The following is a 23788-nucleotide window of genomic DNA, read 5'->3' on the forward strand; positions in this document are numbered from 1 at the left end:
GGATATGGCGAGGAGACCGCTCTTATCAGAGCCGCTCCGCTTTTAGCGCAGCTTTGCGATAGCAAACGCCATCCCTCGACCGCTTTTTCCCCTTAAAAGGGGAGGCTTCAAGGCGCGAATTATTTAATTATTAATAATAGAGTTGTTGGGAAATAAGGTAAAATGATTCAAGAATAAATTGGCCAGGAAAATGCTAAATATTGAACGAGCCTTAAAACAAGACAGGTTACTCAGAGCATTAACAGGATTAAACCATAAAGCATTTGAATCTTTGTTGAAGTCCTTTAATCAAATATATGAGCAAGCATTGCACTCAAAACCTCGTCAACGGTCTGTTGGAGGAGGCCGTAAGGCTCGTTTACGCACCACTCAAGATAAATTATTCTACATTCTCTTCTACTTTAAATGTTATCCAACCTTTGATGTGGCCAGCATCTTGTTTGATATTGATATTGGGTTAATCGTTTACAACCTATATTAGAAGCTGCCCTGGGAGAAAAAAAAGTACTACCCGAGCGTCAAATTAATTGTGTCCAAGTATTTATAGAGCGTTTCCCTGGAGTAGAACGAGTAATTATGGATGGCACAGAACGGCCAGTGCAACGACCCACTGACTCAGAAAAACAAAAACTGAATTATTCGGGAAAAAAAACGTCATACTCGCAAACATCTAGCAGCAGTAGACCAAAACAAGCAAGTGTTAGTATTAACTCAGGCACGAGAAGGAAAGTTACATTCAGGAAAAGTTCCATGACTCAGAAAAGCTAATAGGAAATATACCGGTCGTGATACCAATTGAAGTGGATAGTGGTTTTCAAGGTATTCAACACCAGTATGAAAATATCCGTATCCCACATAAAAAGCCGAAGGGAGGGCAATTAAGTGAGCAACAAAAATCGGAAAATAAGAAATTGAGCCAATCAAGGGTGATATGTGAAAACGCCTTTGCGGGTGTTAAACGTTATGGAGCTGTCAGCCAAATTTACCGTAATCACAAGAATGATTTTGATGACAAACGGTCTATACCAGATGTATCCTTGCCCTGATTTTCTTGAGTGACTCGTTTTACAGACAGTAGCGTATTGGAGAGGCTGCGTAACATGAGTTTCTGTAAGTTTCTCACTTGTTTCCATTCACCGCTTTGAGTTGCCCGATAAATCCTTTGTCTGAGATTCCTAACGGTCTTGTTAACTTTGTCCCATTTGATGGAGTGCCAGTCAACGAGTCCATTCTTTGGTTCAGTTATCATTATTGATTCCAACTTGCACTTCGGTTTGGTTTCTTTACTCTGATTTATCGTTTGTGACCATACAGAAGTCTGCTACCTTTCGGTATAAGGCAAATTTAGTAGCCGAAGGCTTCTCGAAGAGTACCTTTATCTCTTGCATTACCAAGAGCATTTGCTTTTTCTGTTTTCCTTTACCCTCTGAATATTCCGTCTCCCTTTCGGTTGACCTACTTTAAGCTTCGACTTTTGCTTAAAGAATCCATAGGGTTTACCAAGAAGTTCCATGTGCTTAACTTTCGATTTAGTTAGGGTCTACGAACTGTTCTGACATCTCCACGACGTGACGCTTTGTAAATCCGATGAATGCAACTTAAAGACACATCTTTGGGCTTTTCGCCAGTTGATGTCCCTCCATCCATACATCGGCTTTGGTTCCGTGTTCATAACTTGACATTGCTACTTGTAGCTTTACATTCGGTATTACCGTGAGTCCGTCTGCATATCCTCATCATTACAATGAGGCGTTGGCAATTGAGCTCAATCTTTCCCATCTATTACCTACACCTGTGGTAGATTTTCCGTCTTAGCTGACTACTTAATCAATCGACCTTGACTAAGAGTAATAAATGGGTTACTTCGTTCCAAATGACCATTGGTTTGTTCCTTTAGGATGATACTTTCCGCCTATATTCGGGAAACACATATCAGATTGAGAAATGACCTCTCTGATTCCCTTAGTTTTTGCCCTTTTGGGACTCAAGCGTGTATCAACCTATTTCACTGGTTTTCACTCAAGACGGTTCGGATGTATCTTTGTATTTCTATCCATAGGAACTTGCTGAGGTGGCATTGACTCTAGGTTGAGTTACCTTTACCCTTTCATCCCTGCTTCAAAGATTGATGGCTAGTCGCTACCTTGAGGGAAAGTGCTTTCACTCCTGTGTCTGGAGGACTGGACTTGATTTTTCGTTTGATACTTGCTCGCACCAGTATGGTTATTTAGTTGTCATCTGTTGAGGTAAAAAGTGCGAACTCTACCTTATCGGTTACTCAACACAAGCCAATCATCCCCCTATTTCTAGGTTTCGACTGAACGAATCGCACCAATGCATGAGAAGTGGGTTCCCACCTAGAAATAACTCTAAATTCCCTACCATATTTCTCGCATTTAGCCTCAGTTAAAGTCCTAAATTCCCTCCATCCTAAGTCGCTGATTGCTTTAGCGCTCCTTACGGTCTCTTGGTGCGCGTTCCCTTGCGCCTGTCGGCGACGCGGGGTCGCACCGCTTTTTAACCATGCCAGAAACATTTCCTTCGGACTGCTTCCCTACGGGATGCTACGCAAACGCAAACAAGTCTTCTAAAACAATAGTGTCGTATTTTTTGAACCAAATTAGTTGATAATTTGTGCAGAAAATCCGTTCTAATATCTTTAATTTTGCCATGTTTGCGCAGCATGACCTAGGAAAGTTTAGCTATTCTTAATCTACGTTTTTCACGAGGTTTACTGCCTTTTTCTGTCTTGGCAAATTTACGCTGGAATTTAGCTAACTTTTTGAGGTTGTTTTTCAGGGGTTTGGGAGCATTGATTTTATCTCCGTTACTCAAGGCTGCAAAAGTTGAAATACCTAAATCAATGCCTATTGATTTGTTAGTTTTAGTCAACAGTTCAGGATTTATTTCTGCTACAAAGCTGGCAAAGTAGCGATTAGCTGAATCTTTGATTATTGTTAGAGAACTGGGTTCAGTAGGCAATTTTCGCTTACCAACTATTTTAATCTTACCTACCTTTGGTAAACAGGTTTTATCTTGACCAATTTTGTAATTAGCACCTACAAATCTTGCAGTTTGCTTTGACTTTCTACTCTTGAATTTAGGTGGTTGTAAGGGTGCCATTCGTCAGCTATGCGTCAGCAAACGGCCGTTTGCTTCGCATACTTCGCAGGCGTCCCTACTCCTTTTCGTTTACCTTTACAACTATCAAAAAAGTTTTTGTAAGCTTGGTCTAAATCCTTGAGAGACTGTTGTAATGGAGTAGATGCAACTTCCTTTAACCAAAGTAATTCAAGCTTTGCTTGAGTAATGAATTGTTTAGTTAACTCCACATAGCTAGGTTTCTTTTGGCCGTTAGAATATAGTTGATTACAATGTGAATCGCGTACTATTCCAAACATATCTACAACAACCAAATAGTTGATTTAATTTGGTTATTTGAATATGATTTGGATAGATGTGGTACTTGTATCTAGACTTCAATGTTTTTGGCCTGTCACTAACATTAAGTGATTTCATTGTAGCACTGGTTGGCATTCCCATACGACACCAAATCTGCATATTATGGTGCGGGTATAAATGCCAACATTAGATAAATTAGACTTTATTTAAAATCTAAAAACTCAGACGTTATAGTTATGACTACAACAGAAGCTACTACAACAGAAGCAGCTTTCCTGCTTAATATTTCAACAGGTAGATTACGAACACTACTGAATCAAGGCCGCGTTATAGGTGCTCAGAAAGTCAAAAGACTGTGGAAGATTCCTCTCAATCATCGTGGAATGCCAGAGATTAAACCAGGTCGTCGCGGTCCCAAAGGTACTTGGAACAAAAATCTACGCTCGGGTAATACTTTTATTCATGTTTTACGAAAGACTATTGACTATAACCGAGACCATGGAACTTCTCATCCAGCAATTGCCGTGAAAGTTGGAGATAAAAAATATTATTGCCACGCCCTGAAAATTGATGGACCTTGCCAAATCGTCTATCAACCTCATCAACCTAATAGAAGTCAAGCCGGGGGTGCTCGTCTGTGGATTGAAGTGGAACCAGAACATATAGTAGAGCGAGTATACTTCTGTGATGGAGATTATGGTCCACCTCCTGAAGTGGTTGAGCAGAGGGCAATATTGAAAAATAAATATCAAAAAAATAAAAAATTAAAACAGAGAAAGTCAAAAATTAGAGGAAAAAGGAAATAATAAAATTAATTAGATAACATAGTTTGGCTATAAATAAGGATAAGTGAGAATTGCAAACTAATTTTAATAACTTAATTCGCTATTTTAATTCTGCTCTAGGTATGCTCGAACTTGAGCCAGATTCTCAACTGAAAAAAGATGTAATTTCTATCTGTGAATACCTGACAAACCCCTCTTTTAAAATTGCTGTTTTTGCTCCATTCAACTATGGCAAATCTACTTTGCTAAATGCTTTATTAGGTCAACGAACATTACCCATCGATTTAATTCCTACTACTGGAGCTGCAATTTTTGTAAAATATGGGAGAGAGTTACAGACTAAAATTAATCTGAAAGATGGAAGCCAAGTTTGTGAAACTGGTACGGATATTCTCAAACAATATGCAGTTTTAGATAATAACCGCCGAATGCGAGATGATGTGACTTCAGTAGAAGTTTATTTTCCTCATTCTTTCCTGGAAAGAGATGTAGAATTTATAGATTTACCAGGAACTAATGATCGGGAAACTCAGGATATTTTGGTGCAAGAAAAACTGTTGACTGCTGATTTAGTAGTACAGGTTTTAGATGCCAGAAAGTTGATGACTTTAGGAGAGCGAGAAAATCTCAAAGATTGGTTGGGGGAACGAGGAATTAAGACTGTGGTTTTTGTGGTTAATTTTATGAATTTACTCGAACCTGAAGAACAGAAAGAAGTCTCAAACCGAATGGGCTTTGTGGCAGAAAGTTTTCGCTCAGAACTACCAAATAATATTAGTAATTTGTATCGAGTTGATGCTTTGCCTGCTTTGCGGGGTCGGTTAAAAGGCGATGTTTCTGTGGCACAAACAACGGGTTTAGCAACTTTTGAATCTGCTTTACAAAATATTGTTGAAACTCATGGGAAAAAGATAGATATTCAATTGCCGAGAATACAGGTTATCGCTTCTCAGTTATGTCAAGTTATGGAAGCTAGTGCTAAGGAGGTAACTAAAGAGTTAATTGCTATTCAAGAGCGGAAAAGTGAAAAATTTGAGGTTCAAAAAAGAGCAGAAAAGTTAATTAAACAAGGTTTTCAAAGGAGCAGTTCAAACTTCCAAAGTTGGCTATATTTAACTAAACTTTTGGAGCGCCATCAATTTGAATTGGCTATAGTTTTGGAACAAAGAACTTTTAATATTTGGGAGTCGGAAAAATTTCGACCAGAAGCTCTGAAATATAAACAAGAAATTACCGAATGGATAGATAAAGCTTGTGAGTTTTTTCAACAAGAAGAACCAGCAGAATTAATTATCACATTTCCTGAAGCTCCTAAAGTTTTTTTGCCATCCCCACCCCCATCAGAAACTAAAAAATCAGGAGGGGTAAGAAATATAGCGATCGCCACTGGAATAGGTTGGTTATTAGGGGGTCCGATGGGTGCCGCAGTTGCTGGTGGTGCGACCTATTTTTTGAGCGATAATCAACAGAATAAATCACAAAATTTAGACAGTTATCAGCAACAGGTAAAACAAGCTTATGCTAATGCGGCTAGAGATTATTTAAGTCGTTTTAGTGCTGTAGCTTTAAAAGCAGTTGAGGAATATGAAGAAAAAGCAGAAAAAGTGATTAAGGTTCCTGTTAGTCAGCAGTCACCGGAGGCGATTAACTTAAGAAGTAAATTACAGTTATTGAATAGTTTATCAGCAGAAATCAATCAAGAATTAGAGTTTTTAGCTGGTTGAGATATCGGAATATTTCGATGAAAATCTAGGTAACAACTCTATTCAATATCAATATATAGATATAGCAATCTTATTTTAATTGTGAGAGATTGTAGATTTTTAGGGAACACCGGATCTGGGAACAGTTCATTAATTGATATTAGCTTTAGCTCCTCCAGAGGAGGCTAGACGCAAGGGAACGCCCAGCAAGAAGGCTGCGGGAGGAGCAGTGTCAGCGCCAGTCGCTCATGGGGGAAGCCCCCAAGACCGCGCTGGCTTGTCTGTGGAGCGACTGTAAGACCTTCTGGGAGTAAGTCCCCGAAGGCAGGTGCTAAGAAACAGAAAGCCCCTAGCAGTGATGGAGCGGGAATCCCGCGCTGTCTCGTGAGAGCCGCGTCGGGAGGATGTCAATCTGGAAGTTAAACCAACTTTATATATACCTTATATATAAGGAGAAATAGTAAGGTACACCCATAGCAGGCAAGATGCCCGCACTTGCATTCATTTAATTGTTAATATCTGTACTTCTTAATGCGAGGAATTTGCTGTATCAAAAACTTAAAACTCAGGCAACGAAAGATTTTTCCCACTTCGGTCCTTCCTTCTTACTTTTTCCTTCTCCATACCACAAAATAGGCAATCTATCAATCTGCCGAAAAATTAGGCGAGGAAAATTAGTCATTCATGGTAAAAGAACTGAAGAGTCTTTGCCTCTAAAAACAACGATATTATAGGCATTTGGAGCTTTATTTTTAAAAAAATCCATAAAAACCCCTTGGATCATAATATTATTTAGAGTATCACAAAACCTAGCTTAAGTGCTAAAAATATTGAAACCTCGTGAAGTTAATCAGAGAAATTTTCCGATTTTTTGTCATCAACTCCTGACAAAATTAAAAATTTTCAAACTAAAAGACTAAAATTTATCTCAACGTTGGCCCTTGACCCGCGCTCTCCTGTAGGGGAGCGGAGGGATGGGAAAACCAATCAATAACAGCGGTTTTACAGATAACTTGTTAAAATGCAAGTGTTACTCAACTAAAAACCAAGGTTAAGACTACTATCACTTTTTAATCAAGTCGCCGAGGGGCACTGGTCGATTATTTATCGGACACGGAGGAAGCGTGCTTGGCAAGCCAGCATTTTCCAGTGAGGTGTCAACCCGCCCTGAGTCATTTGTGAGCGCGAGTGTCTGTTTGAATGATGGATGGGAATCCCGCGCTGCATGAGCAGGTCAGCGTCGGGAGGATGTCAAAACTAAAACTTAAGGATAAACCTAAATTTGTGAGATATGGCAATTTTTGTAGTGATCGCTTAACAAGCAAGACAGTCGCGACAAAATATAATGACTAATTAGGGCTTGCTGAAAAAAGCAAAGTGTGGGAACCTACCCCAGGGCAAACGCATCTAAATTCTGGAAACTTGTACTGTTAAGCTTTACAAAAGTGATAAGTATAAATACTTAGGACCCTGACATCCTTACCCTGTCAGAACTTCAAAATAAGATGCGTTTGCCCTGGAACCTACCCCTAACCCCTCCCAGGAGGGCCAGGGCTGTTTCATTCTCGATAGACACGGGGACGCACCAGACACACCAGACACGGGGATGGAGGCTTTTAAGCGGCGTTGAACCAAATATTCTCTCAGAGCAAAAAGGAGGCTTATTGGCGCTCAAAATCGGCAAATTTTGGCAAATTTCACCGTTCCACTATCCCCTAATCTATCGTTCTCCCGCTCATCTTTAATCTACAATACTTTGAAACAACCCTGCTCCCAGGAGTGCAGGGCTGTTTCATCCGATGCGAAAAATTCTGATTTAAGTCCATAAATACTCAAAATTCAAAATTTCAAGATTATTCAAAAAATCCTTGACAAATCCCTGGATATAAGTGTTAATATAGTAATTGTTGACGAATTGGGGCGTCGCCAAGCGGTAAGGCAGCTGGTTTTGGTCCAGCCATTCGGAGGTTCGAATCCTTCCGCCCCAGTAATAAAGTTATGATAAACATAAGCTGTCCCTATATAACATAACTAAAGTGGGGCTATGTTCGCTTTTTTCTATCTTATATAGATAGAATATTAGTCCTATATCTCAAGATAAACTTTTTTTGCTTTACTTATAGCCTTGTTTGATTAACTTTTAACTTGCTTGTACAGAATAAGGAAGAAGGCGTTTAGTTATCTACCAGATAAGGAAAAATCTTGCGTTGTTTAAGTTTTGAGTTTTTAGTATGTCCGCGCCCTTTGCTTCGACTGCTATACTAAACAACAAAATCTTCAGAACTAGCTTTCTGAAATTCTTTAGTTTTTCATTTATTTTCTACTTAGCTTTTTTAATGCTTTTAAAGTTTGGCAAAACTAACTTATGTTAAAGAGATAGAGGTATTTTAAAGGCTATTAGTTTATTTGAATCTAATTAACTTAATATTAAAGCACTTTTTAAAGTAGTGATGTATAGTTTAATCTTCATATCTATTCTCTATTGCTCCAAAATTATATATAGCAGTTGAAGTAAAGGTTAGGACAGATTGAGAGCTGAAAACTCAGACAACACCAGATTTTTCCTTCTTCCTTCTTCCCTCTTCCTTCTTTTTTCTGCTATACCTCATAAAATGAAAAACTGCTTTAACATTAAATCTATTCAGTGTTTTTATTCGATCTAATAAATGTTCAAAATTACAGCAGTTTTGGAGTTGAAGAGGTACATAATTTTAGGACTTTAGGGAGTAAAGAGCAGTGAAAAAAAAATTAATCTTAAAACTTTACCGATAAATTGTGCTTTAAAGCCTCCCCTTTTAAGGGGAAAAAAGAAAAAAATTTTCCTTTTAGTTAATCCTCTTCTTTTCAAGGAGAGGTAATAATTAATAATTAATTATTAATTATTAATTAGGACTTGCTGAACCCACCCTTCCTAAAAAGTGCTGTAAGTGAAACTTGGTAGAGAAGGAATAGTAAATAAACACAGTATTTTTGGGGTTGCACAGTGACTAATGATTTGAGATTTTTGATGAATAGGATTTGGGATTTTAAAATTGCTATAATTATTAATATTAGGTTTTTTTAGTCAAAGTCGAACACCTATTTTTTGCAGTATCATTCCATAATGTGCAACCCCGTATTTTTTATCTTATTTATGACTTTCACCATTTTTGGTAGTGGTGTACAAGTAGTAATTTTTGTAGTTTTTTTATGACAGTAAAAGAGATTGACTGATAAATATAACTACATCTACAGCACTACCCCATTTTTCAAAACTTGAGACATTATCCTATACAGACTTTAATATTGGTTGTTAATGCTTATCCCTCGATATCAAGTTAAAAATTAAATCTAGACATTCTTGCAAATTGATAAATATCTTGCTTCCAATAAACATTGAAATTTTATGATATAATCAGCAATAATTGCCTAAAATAGTGCTTTGAGAAACTAGGGTTAGATGGAAAAAGAGTGTAACTATTATGAAGTTCTAGGAGTATCACAAAATGCTTCCACAGAACAGATTAAAAAAGCTTATCATAGCCTAGCACGCCAGTATCATCCTGATGTAAATCCAGGAGATATAAATGCAGCAGAAAAATTTAAAGAAATCAACTCAATGTATGAAATTCTTTCCGATCCATTGAGGCGATCGCAATACGATAAAACCGTAGGAGAAGCTAAAGAACTATATAAACAAGGAGTTGCAAAAAGTCAGCTTGGAGATTATCAAGGTGCAATAGTAGATTACACAAAAGCACTAGAAATTAACTCTAACTGGGCAGAAGTTTTGTATCACAGAGGATTTGCTAATTATAAACTGCAAGATTACCGGAGTGCCGATCTTGATTATACAAAGGCATTATTTTTAGACCCAAATTTAGTAGAAGTTTATTATTATCGGGGTCTATGTCGTATGAAATTAAGATACATTCAGGCGGGTATGGAAGACTATAGCAAAGCATTAGAAATAAATCCCTATTTTGCTCATGTTTATTATCAACGTGGTTTAGTTTATCTAGAGTTGCAAGAACATCGTCTGGCAATAATTGATTTTAAAAAAGCTGCTCAACTTTTTGCAGATCAAGGAGATAAAGCTAATTCTCAAAGAGCGCTAGAAGCTATTAAAAATTTACGCCATTTTTCATGGTTAGAAAAACTAGAAATATTTCAGACAACTTTTCAGGATGCTTGGATAGCAGTAAAGATTTTTCTTCCTAATCCCATAGGAGGTTTATTACCAGCTTTTACTAAGTTAGAACAAAGAAGAGCATTTAATGTAGCAGTTTTATTGGGCATAATATTTGAAATTTGCTTTGTAGTAGGAATTAGTCTGATTTTACAGAGATTAGATCAAGCAAATCATACAGAACTTTTATTATTAATAATTATCGGTATTATTCCCTTTGTAAATTTGACAGTTACAAGTGGTTTTGCCAGACTTATTTTCAAAGCTGATGGTAGTTTAACAGGAGATTTATTTACAGCAGGTGCATCACTATTACCTCTAGGTTTGATGGTGCTAGTCAGTGGAATTTTAAATAATTGGGTAATTAGTATTATTTTAGCTATTTTTGCTTTGTGTTATACAATTTTAACTATGTATAGTGGTTGCCAAAAAATTTCTAATATTTCTGAAGAAAAATCAGCTATAACACTACCTATTATGTTCCTTCTGACTGGGTTGCCATTTGCTTTAATTAATTAAAGGGTAGGAGTCATTTCAGTTATCAGTTATCAGTTATCAGTTATCAGTTATCAGTACCTCTGACTTTAGGCAGAGGCTTAAAATATTGAAGTTGATTTTTTCTTGGTCGATTGGATATGGCGAGGAAACCCGCTCTTATCAGAGCCGCTCCGCAGTCCGCCATCCCACCCTACTGGACTGACACACCTTAAATGGTGCATTAGAAAATGGGGAGATGGGGAGATGGGGGATGGGGGATGGGGTGACGAAAAAAGCTAATGCACTATTTTAGGTGAAACAATCCACTACGGGAAGCTCCGCTACGACCACTGTCTTGGTCAATTGGATATGGCGAGGGGACCCGCTCTTGACAGAGCCGCTCCGAATTGCGCCATCCCTCGACCCCTTTTTCATCCCCTTGTAGAGCGGTAGCTCGCGGCGCAGCCAAGGGGAGACTTGAGACCTAATTTTTTGGTCAGGAGTCAGGATAATTATAGAACCCTTATGGTATCTTTGTCTGCAATGAAATTTTTGAGTTACGAGTCGAGAATGGAATAGAGTAGAGGCTTTTTTTGGCAGGAATAAAGATTGAAAAATGTTCCCTTGCTCCCTTAGCGAATAATTAAGCTTTAAAGCCTCTCACTCGCCCTGGAGAAGCAAGAAAAAATTTTCCTTTTATTCAATCCTCTTCCTTTTAGGGAGAGGTAATTCTTAATTATCCATTATTGAATCCCCTGCTTTTAAGATGATAATTAGATTTTTCCCATCATTAAATCTTTTGGTCTATCCCTCCTAGGGTGGAAAATTTCCCATATTTTCATTTTATGAAGCTTATAAAAACGACAAAGGATATAAGGTTCCATCCTCCCCCAAATTGTGATACAATAATATTTAAATGGGGTCTTTCGCCTATACGCATGACTTTTTATTCAACTAAACTTCCTTACCAAGAGACAATCAAAGATTGAGGAATTTTTCCCAGAAGCAATACCAAAAATCTTTTCATCTTGTATAACTTCCCCTAAACGGTTAGTTTTTTTTTCTTCATCAAATCTTTCCATCCATTCCTCCTCATATCATGTCCGGTAGCATCGGTATTGTAAGCGTGAAGATAAGGAAGAAGGAAGAAGGAAGAGGGAAGAAGGCTTAAAAGCTTGAAAAAACGTAAATTTCCTGTAGATATTCACCCTTGATTTTACACAAACGCGCCCCAGCGGACATGGTATCACTGGAAAATTACCCATATTTTCATTTTATTAAGCTCATAAAAAATCGGCGCGTCAAAGGATATAAGGTTCCATCCTCCCCCAAATTGTGATACAATAATATTTAAATGGGGTGATTCGCCTATGCGCATGACTTTTTATTCAACCAAAGAGAGTATAGTTTAGAGGGCGATCGCTCAGGTTGTAGAAAGGAAAATCAATGTCAAGAATTTAGAATTTATAATTTAGAATTACCTCTTCTTGAAAAGAAGAGGATTGACTCAAAGGAAAATTAATTCATTGTTTCTCCTTTAAAGGAGAGGCTTTAAACCTTAATTATTCGGTAAAATTTAAGGTAATTCTGCATAGTAGAACAAGCAATGCCCAGTGCAGGATCCTGCCTGCGAGGGAGTAAGATGCTCCCACTACCGTGTCTGGAAACAAAAATAATTAGGGTTTGCTGAAAAAGTCTTTTTTAAGGAGTAGGGGACCCACCCTAACCCCTCCCAGGAGGGGAAAAGGGGAGTAGGGGAGTAGGGGAGAATTTTTTTGCCCAACTATGCGCTAAAAATGCGCTCCATGCATGAGTATGAAGAGCTGAAAATAATGTACTTTTTCAATACCTAAAAAGGCTAAAACCTTTATCTGGCAATTATTTGAAATTTAATCAGCAAACTCTAATTACAATGCATCACCATGACAACGGACTACCACCAAGCTGATGACTATTCACTCACCTTTAACATGAACTATCTTCGAGTAGCACCTGAATATACCGTACCTCTCTGAGCATCCAAAGTCAAAATCGTGCCATCGCGAACCACATTGGTAGCATTCTTCACCCCCACAATAACCGGCAACCCCAAACGTAAACCAATAATTGCAGCATGACTGGTAATACTATCCTCCTCCGTTACTACTCCTGCTGCTTTTTGCATTACCTCCACAAATTCAGCATCTGTGTGATTAACTACCAAAATTTCTCCAGGATTAAAATCTCGGACTTCTTTTACACTATGAGCAACACGAGCGCGACCACTAACATATCCCTGACCAATACCAGTACCTTGACCTAACACTGCAGTCACCACTTCAACCTTAAGCAAGTCGGTTGAACCCGCCACACCTTGAATTGTACCTGCAGTCATAACCACTAAATCTCCATCAAATAATAACTCCTTCTCCTGAGCAACACTAATTGCAGATTGAAAAGTCTGACCTGCAGAAGCTAAGTCTAACACCAGTAATGGTTTTATTCCCCAAACCAGTTGTAACTGCCTAGCAACATCTACATGAGGAGTCACTGCCAAAATAGGAGTTTTTGGTCGAAACTTAGAAACATTTCGCGCTGTTGCACCTGTCTTAGTCAAAGTCATAATAGCTGCAGCATCTATCTTTTCTGCAATTTGACCCACAGCTTGGCTAATTGCATTAGGAATTGAATGACCTGTATCATTCATACTAGAAACATTGCAAGTAATAATTTCCTGCTCAATGCGTTTAGCGATCGTTGCCATTGTTGCCACCGCCTCCACAGGATAATTACCTACTGCTGTCTCATTAGATAACATTACTGCATCCGTACCATCAATAATTGCATTTGCCACATCAGAAATTTCAGCACGGGTAGCACGGGGGTTATTCGCCATACTATCTAACATTTGCGTAGCAGTAATGACAGGAATTCCCATTCGGTTAGATGTTGATATCAGTCGCTTTTGCAAAAGTGGCACTTCTTCTGCTGGCAACTCCACTCCTAAGTCACCACGAGCAACCATTACCCCATTACACAAAGCCAAAATTTCTTCCATTTGTTCGATCGCTTCGTGTTTTTCAATTTTTGCTACCACAGGAACCTTTTTTCCCGCATTAGCAATTAATTGTTTAATCTCTAAAACATCCTGGGGGTTTCGCACAAAACTTAATGCTACCCAGTCTACTCCTTGGTCAAGACCAAACATTAAGTCTTTTCGGTCTTTGTTTGTCAGTGCTTTAATTGAGAGATAAACCCCAGGAAAATTCACACCTTTATTATTAGAAAGAGGACCACCAACTACAACTCGACAATGTAGTTGTTTCTCTGCTTTGTCTACTTTTTCAACCAACATTTCTACTTTGCCATCATCAAGGAGAATTTTGGCTCCTTCTGGCACTTCATCTGCTAGGGGTTCATAAGTCACAGAAGACATTTCTTGAGTTCCAGCCATTAAGTGACTGGTTAAAATAAATGGATCGCCCCGTTTTAGAGATATTGAACCAGTTTCAAATTTTCCTAATCTAATTTTTGGCCCCTGAAGGTCTTGCAAGATGGCTACAGGTTGATTTAGCTCAAAAGAAGTTTGTCTAATTAATCGAATACTGCGTTGGTGATCTTCATGGGTTCCATGAGAAAAGTTAAGTCTTAGGGTTGTTGCACCAGCTTTGATTAACTCCCGAAGTACATCAGGCTTAGTAGTAGATGGGCCAATAGTTGCTACAATTTTAGTTCGGCGTAAGCCATTTTGCAGTTGCATAATTTCAAAGTTTTAATAGTAATAGGTTAAAAGTGATATGTTTGATTTTTAATTATTTCTGAATAGTAATTACGCTATATACAATGTTGAAAAAATAAATGATATTTATTTAATCATTCAAGAAAGATAGTTAATTAACTCTGGGACAAAGTTATTATAGTGCCTAATTTATTTATGACGATATTACTAGGCGAGATTGATATCTTAGACTACCATACTTAAAGAATATCAATGCAACTATTAATAATTACTTTTTACTCTTAAAATTATTTAGTTAGCAACAATCTGTATTTTTCTAATTTAAGTTTTAGGATCGGGGTATCAGTTATGGGGATCGCGATTAAATTTATTTAATTTCTCCCATAACCAAAGATTCTAATTATTTTGTTTATATTAATATTATTTCATATATCTTTACAAAGTTTTGCCTATATCGTATTGTAATAAAAAAGTCTAAATTAATATAGAGGAGTGCAAATCAAAATGTTAGAGGCAGGGCTGCAGACGACAGTCCCAAGAGAGTTACTAAGCCCGTCTGGAGGCTTAAATACTAACTTACTCATGTTTTTGAGTGCTATAGGAATAATAATTTCCTCAACTTGCGGTTACTGGTACTGGCACTTTCCTGGCTGGTGTTGCTTCTTGATGAATGTTCTAGCCTTACATATGGCAGGAACAGTAATTCACGATGCGTCCCATAACTCAGCCCATAAGGATCGCTTAGTTAATGCTATTTTAGGTCATGGCAGTGCCTTGATGTTAGGTTTTGCTTTCCCAGTATTTACCAGAGTACATCTACAGCATCATGCCCACGTTAACGACCCAGAAAATGACCCAGATCATTTTGTTTCTACTGGTGGCCCCTTATGGCTAATTGCAGCCCGCTTTTTCTACCATGAAATCTTCTTTTTTAAAAGACGACTTTGGCGAAAGTTTGAACTCTGGGAGTGGTTTTTCAGCCGTTTAGTAGTATTCACAATTATAGGTGTGTCCATATATTTTGGGTTTGTGGATTATATTTTAAATTATTGGTTTTCTCCTGCTTTAGTTGTTGGTTTAGCTCTAGGGTTATTTTTTGATTATTTACCTCATCGTCCTTTTCAGGAACGCGATCGCTGGCACAATGCTAGAGTTTATCCAAGTGGCTTTCTCAATATTCTAATTTGTGGACAGAACTATCATTTAATTCATCATTTATGGCCTTCTATACCTTGGTATAATTACAAACCTGCTTATGAAGTTATGAAACCATTATTAGATGTTAAGGGTTCCCCTCAATCTTTAGGATTATTGCAAGGAAAAAATTTTTGGAGCTTTCTGTATGATATTTTTTTAGGAATTAGGTTTCATAAGCACCAGCAAGTTCAACCCCAGGAAAAGGTTCAGTAAGGGATAATGGATAATGGATAATGAATAATGAATAATGAATAATGAATAATGAATAATGAATAATTACCTCTCCCTTTTAGGGCTATGCTTTATAAACATCTTTCTTAACATAAAACTTGACACAATCAACAAGTTATGTACTAGCCTTTCAAAGATTTTTGCTAGAGAAAAAGTGTATTAAAAAGTAGATTTTTTTGATAACTTAAGTAGTTTTTCCTATCTAAATTGATTCTTTCTCCCTTCTCCCCTACTCCCTACTCCCCTACTCCCCTACTACACACAAGGTTTTCAGGAGTTCCTTATAAGGGATAGCTTTTAGGGAGAGGATTGACCAATAAGGAAAAAATTTATTTTTTTCCCTTGAAAGGGGAGGCTTTTAAGCATAATTATTTAATTATTTAATTATTAATTATTCGGTAAATTAACATTATAAAAAACTAAGTCTCACCAATAATTTTTTGGCAGATAATTGAATAATATTTTTGTTAGTTATTGTGATTAATTTTACCGATATTTATTTCCTTTTTTCTAGTAGATGAATTTTTAGATAGGCAGAATTTTTTTGATGATTATTGATGGCTTCTAAATAGGGTTTGCTGAAAAAGTCTTTTTTAAGGAGTTAGTGGAGTAGGGGAGAATTTTTTTTCCCAACTCTCGCTCAAAATACGCTCCTTTTTGAGCATGAAGAGCTGAAAACCAGGTATTTTTTCAAGACCATTAAAGTCTAAAACCTTTACCAGTAAATGGTTTGATATTTCTTCAGCAAGCACTAAATACCATTAGGTCTGGGAGCCAATCATCAAGAATAGAGAAAATTTGAAACTTAACTAATATCTTTTAAATACATATTATCAGAAGAATACCATAGCACTACCAATTTTTTTGATCGGCATTTAGCTGCTAGAAGAATAATTTGATCGACATCAAAATTATTCTATTTTTCAAGGAAATATAATGAACAAAAATGTAATTATCAGATTATTTATTTTATTAATTTTATTAGCTGGAATATTTATAGGATTATGGTTGATGCTGCAAAATAGCTCGCCTTCTGAACAAGCGAAAATATTAGAAAAAGTCTATAAAAAAGGTAATTATATTGAAGCAGTAATTTGGTTAATTTTTTCAGGTGCTTTTGCTATATCCGCGATTAAAAATAGCGGTATAATTAGATTACATAGAATAGTAGCAACATTCACATTTTTGTTATTTGGCTTATCCGATATTGTGGAAGTACAAACTGGAGCTTGGTGGCATCCTTGGTGGTTATTTGTTTGGAAAAGTTTATGTGTTTTATCTATGTTTTTTTGCTCATATTTTTTGTGAAAATTGAATATAAATAACTTGATAGATAGAGGCGATCTGATAATTAGGAACAAAGAATAAAAATGATAAATTTAAGTGGAAAAATTATATTAATTACAGGTGCATCCACTGGCATCGGTGCTGCAACAGCGCAAACTCTAGCTAAAGCAGGAGCTAATGTTATTTTACATTACGGTCATAAACAACAGGAAGCAGAAGCGATCGCCACTCAAATTGGTCAAGATAAATGTTATTTATTAAAAGCAGACTTAGCAGAAAAAAATGCTGGTGTAAAATTGTGGGTTGAAGCGATCGCCTGGCAAGGTCGTATTGATATTCTGGTGAATAATGCTGGAATTTTTGTTGCTGCTAGCGTAGATGATGAAATAGATATTTGGAGCAATGCTTGGCAACAAACTTTGCAAGTAAATTTAGTTGCAGTTGCCGATCTATGTCGAGAAGCAATTCGTCATTTTCAGACTCGTGATGGTGGCACTATTATTAATATTGCTAGTCGAGCTGCTTTTCGTGGAGACGATCCCCAACATATTCACTATGCAGCTTCTAAAGGTGGGGTGATTTCGCTAACTCGTACTATTGCCCGTGGTTTTGCCAAGTCTAATATTTTAGCTTATGCTGTTGCACCTGGGTTTGTGCGTACTGAGAGAGTAGAAAGTTATCTTCAACAGGTGGGAGAAGATTTTGCTACCCGCGATATTCCCTTGGGTAAGCTGGCAACGCCAGAAGATGTTGCTAACGTTGTAGCTTTTTTAGCATCCGGTTTAGCACCTCATGCTACAGGAGCAACTATTGATATTAATGGCGCTTCTTATGTGTGTTGAAATGTTATCTGCTACATTATGAATGCGGTATGTAGTATAAAGCTAGGAGTCAGGAGTCAGAATTCGGGAAGAAATCATAGTGGTAACTGATGAGTCAACAATTAAGTAATATCATGTCCGGTTGAACAGTTATAAATAAATGACGGAGGAGTCAGGAGTCAGGAATCAGGAGGGAAGAAAAGAGAAGAGAATGAGAAAGTTTTTTTATCACTAATTAGGGTTTGCGCTCAAAAGTCTTGTTGCTGAGGTAGGAGACAACCCACCCCTAACCCCTCCCAACCCACCCCTAGCCCCTCCGGTGGAGGGGAGGGGAAGACAGGAGACAGGAGACAACCCACCCCTAACCCCTCCCAACCCACCCCTAACCCCTCCGGTTGAGGGGAGGGGAAGACAGGAGAAATGGGAATGAGCGAAGAGGTAGGAGCTAAGTTTTGTCCCTGGATTTTTCTGCCATAATCGTCCCAAAATACTAGCTTTATGCAGCTCAAAAAGCTGAAAACAGGCGCACTTTTTTATACCAAAAAATGCTACAACCAATATCAGTCAATGCTTTGATCTTTAATCAGCAAGCCCTAATTATCCGGACATGATATAACTGTTTATGTTTAATATTTTCCTAAGAATTTGACAAATGAGAAAAGTCAATGAAGATGATTTATATAGTAGAGTTGTCGCTAAATAAAGAAAAAAAATCGCTCTAACCTAGGTTGACTCCTAAGAAATAGCCTAATATCATGTCCGGATAAGAGCGTGATGAAAAAATCTTCTCTTCTTCTTTCCTCTTTTTCTTCCCTCCTGTAGGGGCGTTAACGATAGTTATGCGCAAGCTTTCGGCAGTTTGCTTGCGCATAGCTCCGAATGGCGCCCCTGCTCCTGACTCCTGACTCCTGACTCCTCTCTCGTTATTTATAACTATTCAACCGGACATAATATAACTATTTGTAGCAAACAGTTATCAAATTGGTATCATACACGCTCTCTAGCAACACCGAAAAAAATATAGCAGTTCTCAGTTCATGCTCAGAATTAAATATTGAGCATTAAAAACTAAAAACCGCTTGCTATTTTTTATTAAAATATTAAATTGGGGAGATAAAAATTAATTATTAGCTTTAGATATAGCATAGAGAGCGATCGCTAAACTCAATCGTGCTTGTTCAACTTCTGACAAATCATACCAAGAAGTTGATTGAATTGTTGCCAAAGTATTTTCTACTGCATCATCATGACTACCACGCATAGAATAAGCTAGGGGACGCGCCATTACTTCCAAATCTTCCAAATCCCAACCGGGTAAAACTTCGCTGACACAATGTACTAATTGGTCTGACAGAGATAGAATAGACCCTAAACTATTCACCCGATCGACAACATTAACAGCAATTTTGCCTAACTTGTTGAGTAAATTCTTAGGAGCAAGACCTGAAAACTTCTCAGATAAAGAATTCTGGATATCAATCGCAGAAAAAAGTAGATTGGTTTGACTTAAAAATTGTTCGGAGGCGGAAGTCATTTCCAGATCGGTTAGTAAATCAGACAATGGTAGTTCCTGTTCGAGAGCATCAAAATAAGTATCTGATTCTGCTGCTTCAGGATTCCAAGGATAGGCAATATCATCAAGAACTATAGAATTTAATAAATCCAATTCTACTTGGGTAGAATTATTAGCAGAAAACTGAGAGCGGGAAGGCTGATTATTCATAATTTTATTCCTTAGTAAAAATAATTCATCATCTTCTATTAAATATAGAAGTAGGTAATTAGCAGTATTGTTATTTCCTACTTAATCAGCTACAAAAGCAACCTAGCTAGTTCCGCAATTCTAAACTTAGATTAACTAGCTAAAATCTTTTGTTGTTTCAATCACAAACTCAAAAGCTTGACCTTGAGAACTGCCAAATTTTACCAATGTTCCGGACGTTATGGCAACCTCATCACGATGAATTCTTTGCCAATCACCAGACTGATAAATTAAAGTACCAAAACGAGAAATATCTTTTAAGAAATAAGTCGGTGTAAGCTGCTCTCCCGGAAAACAACGAGAAAAAATTTCAGCGTGTTTTTGGGAAACCCAGCGCTCAAAAATCACCACATCATTTTCCTGAGAACGTCCAACCGCGATCGTACCAGGCCAAATAGGCCAAACCTGACCATTATTGTCTTGAGAACGTAAAAAAGCCCTAGAAGTTGAACTACCAATCCAAGTCGGAGAGTTAGTGGGTAGTTGAGTTACCAACTCATCGAAGACTTGAATTAATTGACCATTGAACTCTGGGTGCATATATAATACTGGTAAAGTCCAAGCTGGTTGATTAAATCTATAGAGAGTTAATAACTGTTGTCTAGCCACAGCTACTGCTTGATCTATCAACATTCCTTCTCTCAAACATTGCGCAAAAACTTGAATAAAACTCAAAGCTTCTCCATCAGCAATTTCATCTCGCATTCCTAAAACTGCTGGTACTCCATGATGAATTAATACCTCTGCTAGACTACTGCGTGGTATTGCCTCGACTTGACCAGAAGATATATCTGTAGCTGGTTGCGCCCCCCAGCAAGCATTGAATACTGCCAAAGTTACTCCATTGCGAACCAAAACTTGTGCTAACTCAGTACCATTAATAGTAGTCCCAGGTGCTAAAAATAACCAACCGCCATCTGGGCCTGGTTTACCATGACCAGCATAAAAAGTACGTTATAAATTTTTTTATCTAGATGGGAAATTAATTCTTCTGGAGTCGGTTGAATTAATGTATCGACTCTGCAAGGTACAACAGAATTAACTCTGTGTAAATTTTGGTTTGTAATCTCGCGGGGTTTTAAAACCTCAGTTAGTCGAGCTGCTTCTTCTTCTAGCTCTAATTTGGACAAAGTAGAAAATTGATGGTCTTTAGCTGAGGATGATTGTCCTTGAGGCGCATTTTCCCCCATCACCAGCAGAATATTCAAATATGGGGAAGGTGGGAGAGGAGGTAAGGAGTGAACGTCACTGGTAGTACGACTAAACAAAATTTCCCTACTTAGAGAAAAGGCAGGTAAAGAAATTCCTGGTTGCATGATTTCCCAGGGTAGGGCAATTAATTCGGGTGCGCGAATATCCAATCTTACTTGTAAGGGCAGTTCTTGGCCAATGGCAATACCTTGACTTTGGTGGAGACTTTGAGCAATTTCTCCTTGAAATAGCCACTGCCACAGACTAATACCCAAATTTTGCATCAGGCGACTGGTACGATTAATTTTGACATTGGAAGCAGGGGCAGGATGAATATTTGGAGTTGATGCTAAAGCTGGTTGAGGTGTACCGATGGGAATAGCAGGTAAACTTTGGGGAGAGAATACTTCTAACCAAGCCTTCCAAGCTTGTGACAAGTTTTCTGGCCAAATTTGATCGTGGTGGACATATCCCCGTTGGAAAGGAGCCTGCATTACCCAGATGGCAAAATGATTAGCTTCTGGGATATTCAGGCGGGCGATCGCTATATTGAGGCAAGGACTTTCTGGTGGGAAAGGCATTCAATTTTTTCTAAACTATATATTAAATGTACTTAAAGAAATCTATGCTAGTTTACCTATACTATTTTAAGTCTTAAGCCTTCATTTCATAACGAGACATCCACAATTTATTTATACAGAAATTTTTTTTTCCGGCATTGCTGAATTAAGGTATGAAAGTGGGTTTGTAGGAAATAGGGAATAGGGAATAGTTAATATTAACAAGTAGTTCAAACAATCCAAAATACAAAATCCAAAATCCAAAATTATCAAATCATACCCAGAATCAGCAACGCCTTTTTTATTAATAGACATAGGCGTGATAATAAAAAATAACATCAACTATTGCACTGAAATTATCAATTCTTTTCCCCTACTCCCTACTCCCTACTCCCTACTCCCTAATTTTGTGAGAATTTCCACCCCTTCTTCTGTGACCGAAAAATTGGGTTTAAAGCCTCGCCCTTGTAGGGCGACTTTTTATTTTATTTGCAAGTGAATTGAATATATGCTATGGTATTATTAGTTGCCGGGGGGCACTCGGAAACTATAAACGGACGTGGAGGGAAGCGTTAGACTACCGCCAAGGAAGCAGCACCCTGTGAAGCGTCAACCCGCCGAGGAGCTATGGCTTAGTAGGAATCCCCGCGCCTTTAGGCCGGGGAGGATGTCAAAGCGACAGTATGTTCAAATTGGGCTGAAAGTTTTTTGTCTTTGGTAATTACAGTCCAGCGATCGGCTAAAGTCTTAATATTATGAGTTCCTTCATTGAGCATAGGTTCAACAGTAAAAACCATGCCGGGACGTAATTTTAAACCTCGACCTCGTTGGCCATAGTGAGGAATTTGTGGCTCTGTATGAAACTGCCTACCAACTCCATGACCAACCATTTCTCGTACAACAGAAAATCCATTAGCTTCGGCATATTCCTGAATTGCTGCCCCAATATCTCCAACTCTTGCCCCTGGTTTTATTTCAGCAATCCCTAGTATCATACACTCTTCGGTTACTTTTACCAATTTTCGAGCTGAGGCTGATGGGTTTCCTACTAAAAATGTTCTGGAAGTATCGCCGTGGTAGCCATCGAGAATGGGGGTAACGTCTATATTGATAATATCTCCGTCTTTGAGTATCTGTTTGGGGTTGGGAATGCCATGACAAACTACTTCATTTATACTGTTGCTTGTTAAAGCTGAAAAACATGGACTATCCTAGACAAATATCTACAAAATGTCTATGTTTTTACGCCATTAATCTGTGTTATTATTACCTATGTCTGCTAAAACCAGAGGATTTTAGCAACAATTATGGAGTGTTTGGCACTCGACTTTTCATAAGGACGAAAACCCCAGAGGGAGTCCTAAACTCAATGTGTTTGAGCGGAACATTAACCTTCTTTGCCAGTAGACTTATGGACGGGTGAGTCGGAAAATCGCTTTTAGTCACCGATGAGTAGCGTGTCTAGGATTGTCTAGATTTTTAGAAGGTGGTACAGATAGAACCAGTAAATGGAGGATGACCGGGAGGGGTATAGCCAAGTTGGGCACTGATGGCTCCCTGTGCCTGAGTCCAATTTTCAGCTTCGTCGTTTAATTCTTGAGTACTAACTCCTGGTTGTACTATTGGTTCAAGATGGTTGAGTAAATTTGCTGCTAGTCTCCCCACTCGGCGCATTTTTTCTAATTCTCTGGTGGAGAGCAATACAATTCCAGATGTTTTTCCAGGAGCTTCACTAAATGTTTGATTGATAATGGTTGAGTTTTTCCGATTCATGGCCAAATGTCAAGATTTATTTGCTATACTTTGCTAGCATATACTATCATGGCAAAGCATAGCACAACACAAGTTAGTCAATTTTTTGTATGCTTAAGATCGGAAAAATTAAGTATTAGGTGTTGAAAATGGGCGGAAAAACAGATTTAGATAGAGTTGTAGCTTATATTCCTCCAGAGTGGAAAAAAGAATTAGAGGGATGGGCAAAAGAGAATGAACGTTCTGTATCTTGGTTGGTGGGCAAGTTAATTGAGCGAGGTTTACAAGAACATCGCAACCATCAAGATCCTGTAAAAGAAGGTGTTAGGTATTAGGTGTTAGGTGTTAGGTATTAAATATATTTTCTAAAGGATATTGATTTTAGAGATTTTTATTCTTACTTCTTCCTGATTATGAGAAAGAAAATGTTAGGTATTAACTAGATTTTCTAGCAGTACTAAATAGCATTCTTTTCTCAATAATTTAGAGTTTTTAAAGGGAGTAAAATCAAAATTTTACAACACGAAAACAAAGAATACAGCGGATTCCACCTTGGTGAGGTACGCCCGTCGCGGGCAAGATGCCCGCACTGGAAAAATTTAATTGTTAATATCTGTACTTCTTATGCGAGGAATCTGCTGTATTTTTGATAACTGATAGCTAGTTAAGTAAAGTTTTACTTTTAGAGAAAATTTACTTAAAAACATCAAAATACTCAGAGCAAGAGTGTTGAT

General features: G+C 37.8%; 20 protein-coding genes, 1 tRNA gene and 2 pseudogenes. 13 read left to right on the plus strand and 10 right to left on the minus strand.

Annotated elements, in window-relative coordinates; all coding sequences use genetic code 11:
- Nucleotides 1-190: 190 nt before the first annotated feature.
- From SAGCYANO_RS46590 to SAGCYANO_RS46600, 3 genes are all read left to right on the plus strand, one after another.
- Nucleotides 191-481, plus strand: coding sequence for a transposase family protein (locus SAGCYANO_RS46590; protein WP_237397068.1), 291 nt, complete (start codon nt 191-193; stop codon nt 479-481).
- A 95-nt stretch (nt 482-576) separates the two neighbouring features.
- Entirely contained in the window at nt 577-768 is a 192-nt protein-coding gene (locus SAGCYANO_RS46595) for a transposase family protein (protein WP_237397069.1), read from the plus strand.
- Between the two features lie 17 nt (nt 769-785).
- Nucleotides 786-1046: a transposase family protein gene (locus SAGCYANO_RS46600; RefSeq protein WP_237397070.1), complete on the plus strand. Its 261-nt coding sequence runs from the start codon at nt 786-788 to the stop codon at nt 1044-1046.
- Here SAGCYANO_RS46600 and SAGCYANO_RS37635 read toward each other — a convergent pair.
- The 4 genes from SAGCYANO_RS37635 to SAGCYANO_RS51045 form a co-directional block, all read right to left on the minus strand.
- On the minus strand, nt 992-1249 hold the full coding sequence (locus SAGCYANO_RS37635) for a reverse transcriptase N-terminal domain-containing protein (RefSeq protein ID WP_202224700.1): 258 nt from the start codon (nt 1247-1249) through the stop codon (nt 992-994). The two genes, SAGCYANO_RS46600 and SAGCYANO_RS37635, sit on opposite strands and share 55 nt — an antisense overlap.
- Before the next feature lie 1439 nt (nt 1250-2688).
- Nucleotides 2689-3123: a transposase gene (locus tag SAGCYANO_RS37640; RefSeq protein WP_202224701.1), complete on the minus strand. Its 435-nt coding sequence runs from the start codon at nt 3121-3123 to the stop codon at nt 2689-2691.
- A gap of 14 nt (nt 3124-3137) precedes the next feature.
- On the minus strand, nt 3138-3401 hold the full coding sequence (locus SAGCYANO_RS37645) for a hypothetical protein (protein WP_237397071.1): 264 nt from the start codon (nt 3399-3401) through the stop codon (nt 3138-3140).
- Nucleotides 3370-3561, minus strand: a complete 192-nt coding sequence (locus tag SAGCYANO_RS51045) for a helix-turn-helix domain-containing protein (RefSeq protein ID WP_375340067.1) — start codon at nt 3559-3561, stop codon at nt 3370-3372. The genes SAGCYANO_RS37645 and SAGCYANO_RS51045 overlap by 32 nt, the downstream gene beginning before the upstream one ends.
- A gap of 77 nt (nt 3562-3638) precedes the next feature.
- On the opposite strand from SAGCYANO_RS51045, the gene SAGCYANO_RS37655 reads away from it, so the two are divergent.
- From SAGCYANO_RS37655 to SAGCYANO_RS37680, 6 genes are all read left to right on the plus strand, one after another.
- Nucleotides 3639-4208: a DNA-binding protein gene (locus SAGCYANO_RS37655; RefSeq protein ID WP_202224703.1), complete on the plus strand. Its 570-nt coding sequence runs from the start codon at nt 3639-3641 to the stop codon at nt 4206-4208.
- A gap of 50 nt (nt 4209-4258) precedes the next feature.
- Entirely contained in the window at nt 4259-5911 is a 1653-nt protein-coding gene (locus SAGCYANO_RS37660) for a dynamin family protein (protein ID WP_237397072.1), read from the plus strand.
- 133 nt (nt 5912-6044) lie between these two features.
- Nucleotides 6045-6188, plus strand: coding sequence for a hypothetical protein (locus SAGCYANO_RS37665; protein WP_202224704.1), 144 nt, complete (start codon nt 6045-6047; stop codon nt 6186-6188).
- Nucleotides 6189-7806: 1618 nt separating this feature from the next.
- Nucleotides 7807-7878 (plus strand) — tRNA-Gln (locus SAGCYANO_RS37670).
- Nucleotides 7879-9329: 1451 nt separating this feature from the next.
- On the plus strand, nt 9330-10577 hold the full coding sequence (locus tag SAGCYANO_RS37675; RefSeq protein ID WP_202224705.1) for a DnaJ domain-containing protein: 1248 nt from the start codon (nt 9330-9332) through the stop codon (nt 10575-10577).
- A gap of 102 nt (nt 10578-10679) precedes the next feature.
- Nucleotides 10680-10835, plus strand: coding sequence for a hypothetical protein (locus SAGCYANO_RS37680; RefSeq protein ID WP_202224706.1), 156 nt, complete (start codon nt 10680-10682; stop codon nt 10833-10835).
- Nucleotides 10836-11485: 650 nt separating this feature from the next.
- Here the strand turns inward: SAGCYANO_RS37680 and SAGCYANO_RS48545 are convergent.
- Complete coding sequence (locus tag SAGCYANO_RS48545) at nt 11486-11617, minus strand: hypothetical protein (protein WP_255502860.1); 132 nt, start codon at nt 11615-11617, stop codon at nt 11486-11488.
- An 893-nt stretch (nt 11618-12510) separates the two neighbouring features.
- Complete coding sequence (pyk, locus tag SAGCYANO_RS37685; RefSeq protein WP_202224707.1) at nt 12511-14274, minus strand: pyruvate kinase; 1764 nt, start codon at nt 14272-14274, stop codon at nt 12511-12513.
- 483 nt (nt 14275-14757) lie between these two features.
- Between pyk and crtR the strand changes: the two genes are divergently transcribed.
- The 3 genes from crtR to SAGCYANO_RS37705 all read left to right on the plus strand — a co-directional run bounded on the left by crtR (nt 14758) and on the right by SAGCYANO_RS37705 (nt 17810).
- Entirely contained in the window at nt 14758-15663 is a 906-nt protein-coding gene (gene crtR, locus SAGCYANO_RS37690) for a beta-carotene hydroxylase (protein ID WP_202224708.1), read from the plus strand.
- 954 nt (nt 15664-16617) lie between these two features.
- Nucleotides 16618-16989 (plus strand): hypothetical protein, encoded by a 372-nt coding sequence (locus SAGCYANO_RS37700; protein WP_202224710.1) that lies wholly within the window; start codon nt 16618-16620, stop codon nt 16987-16989.
- A gap of 62 nt (nt 16990-17051) precedes the next feature.
- The gene (locus SAGCYANO_RS37705; protein ID WP_202224711.1) at nt 17052-17810 is read left to right on the plus strand and encodes an SDR family NAD(P)-dependent oxidoreductase; all 759 of its coding nucleotides are present in this window, start codon (nt 17052-17054) and stop codon (nt 17808-17810) included.
- A 1099-nt stretch (nt 17811-18909) separates the two neighbouring features.
- Here the strand turns inward: SAGCYANO_RS37705 and SAGCYANO_RS37710 are convergent.
- From SAGCYANO_RS37710 to SAGCYANO_RS51050, 4 genes and pseudogenes are all read right to left on the minus strand, one after another.
- A complete protein-coding gene (locus SAGCYANO_RS37710; protein WP_202224712.1) occupies nt 18910-19512 on the minus strand; it encodes a hypothetical protein in 603 nt (200 codons plus the stop codon).
- 135 nt (nt 19513-19647) lie between these two features.
- Nucleotides 19648-21323: pseudogene (locus tag SAGCYANO_RS37715) on the minus strand (CHAT domain-containing protein).
- Nucleotides 21324-21955: 632 nt separating this feature from the next.
- Nucleotides 21956-22495: pseudogene (map, locus tag SAGCYANO_RS37720) on the minus strand (type I methionyl aminopeptidase); the annotation flags it as partial.
- 286 nt (nt 22496-22781) lie between these two features.
- Nucleotides 22782-23075: a hypothetical protein gene (locus tag SAGCYANO_RS51050; RefSeq protein ID WP_375340068.1), complete on the minus strand. Its 294-nt coding sequence runs from the start codon at nt 23073-23075 to the stop codon at nt 22782-22784.
- Between the two features lie 128 nt (nt 23076-23203).
- Here SAGCYANO_RS51050 and SAGCYANO_RS37730 point away from each other — a divergent pair, with 128 nt between their 5' ends.
- On the plus strand, nt 23204-23389 hold the full coding sequence (locus SAGCYANO_RS37730) for a CopG family transcriptional regulator (RefSeq protein WP_202224713.1): 186 nt from the start codon (nt 23204-23206) through the stop codon (nt 23387-23389).
- Nucleotides 23390-23788 lie beyond the last annotated feature (399 nt).

This window comes from Okeania sp. KiyG1 (genome assembly GCF_014132355.1).
Classification (GTDB): Bacteria; Cyanobacteriota; Cyanobacteriia; order Cyanobacteriales; family Microcoleaceae; genus Okeania.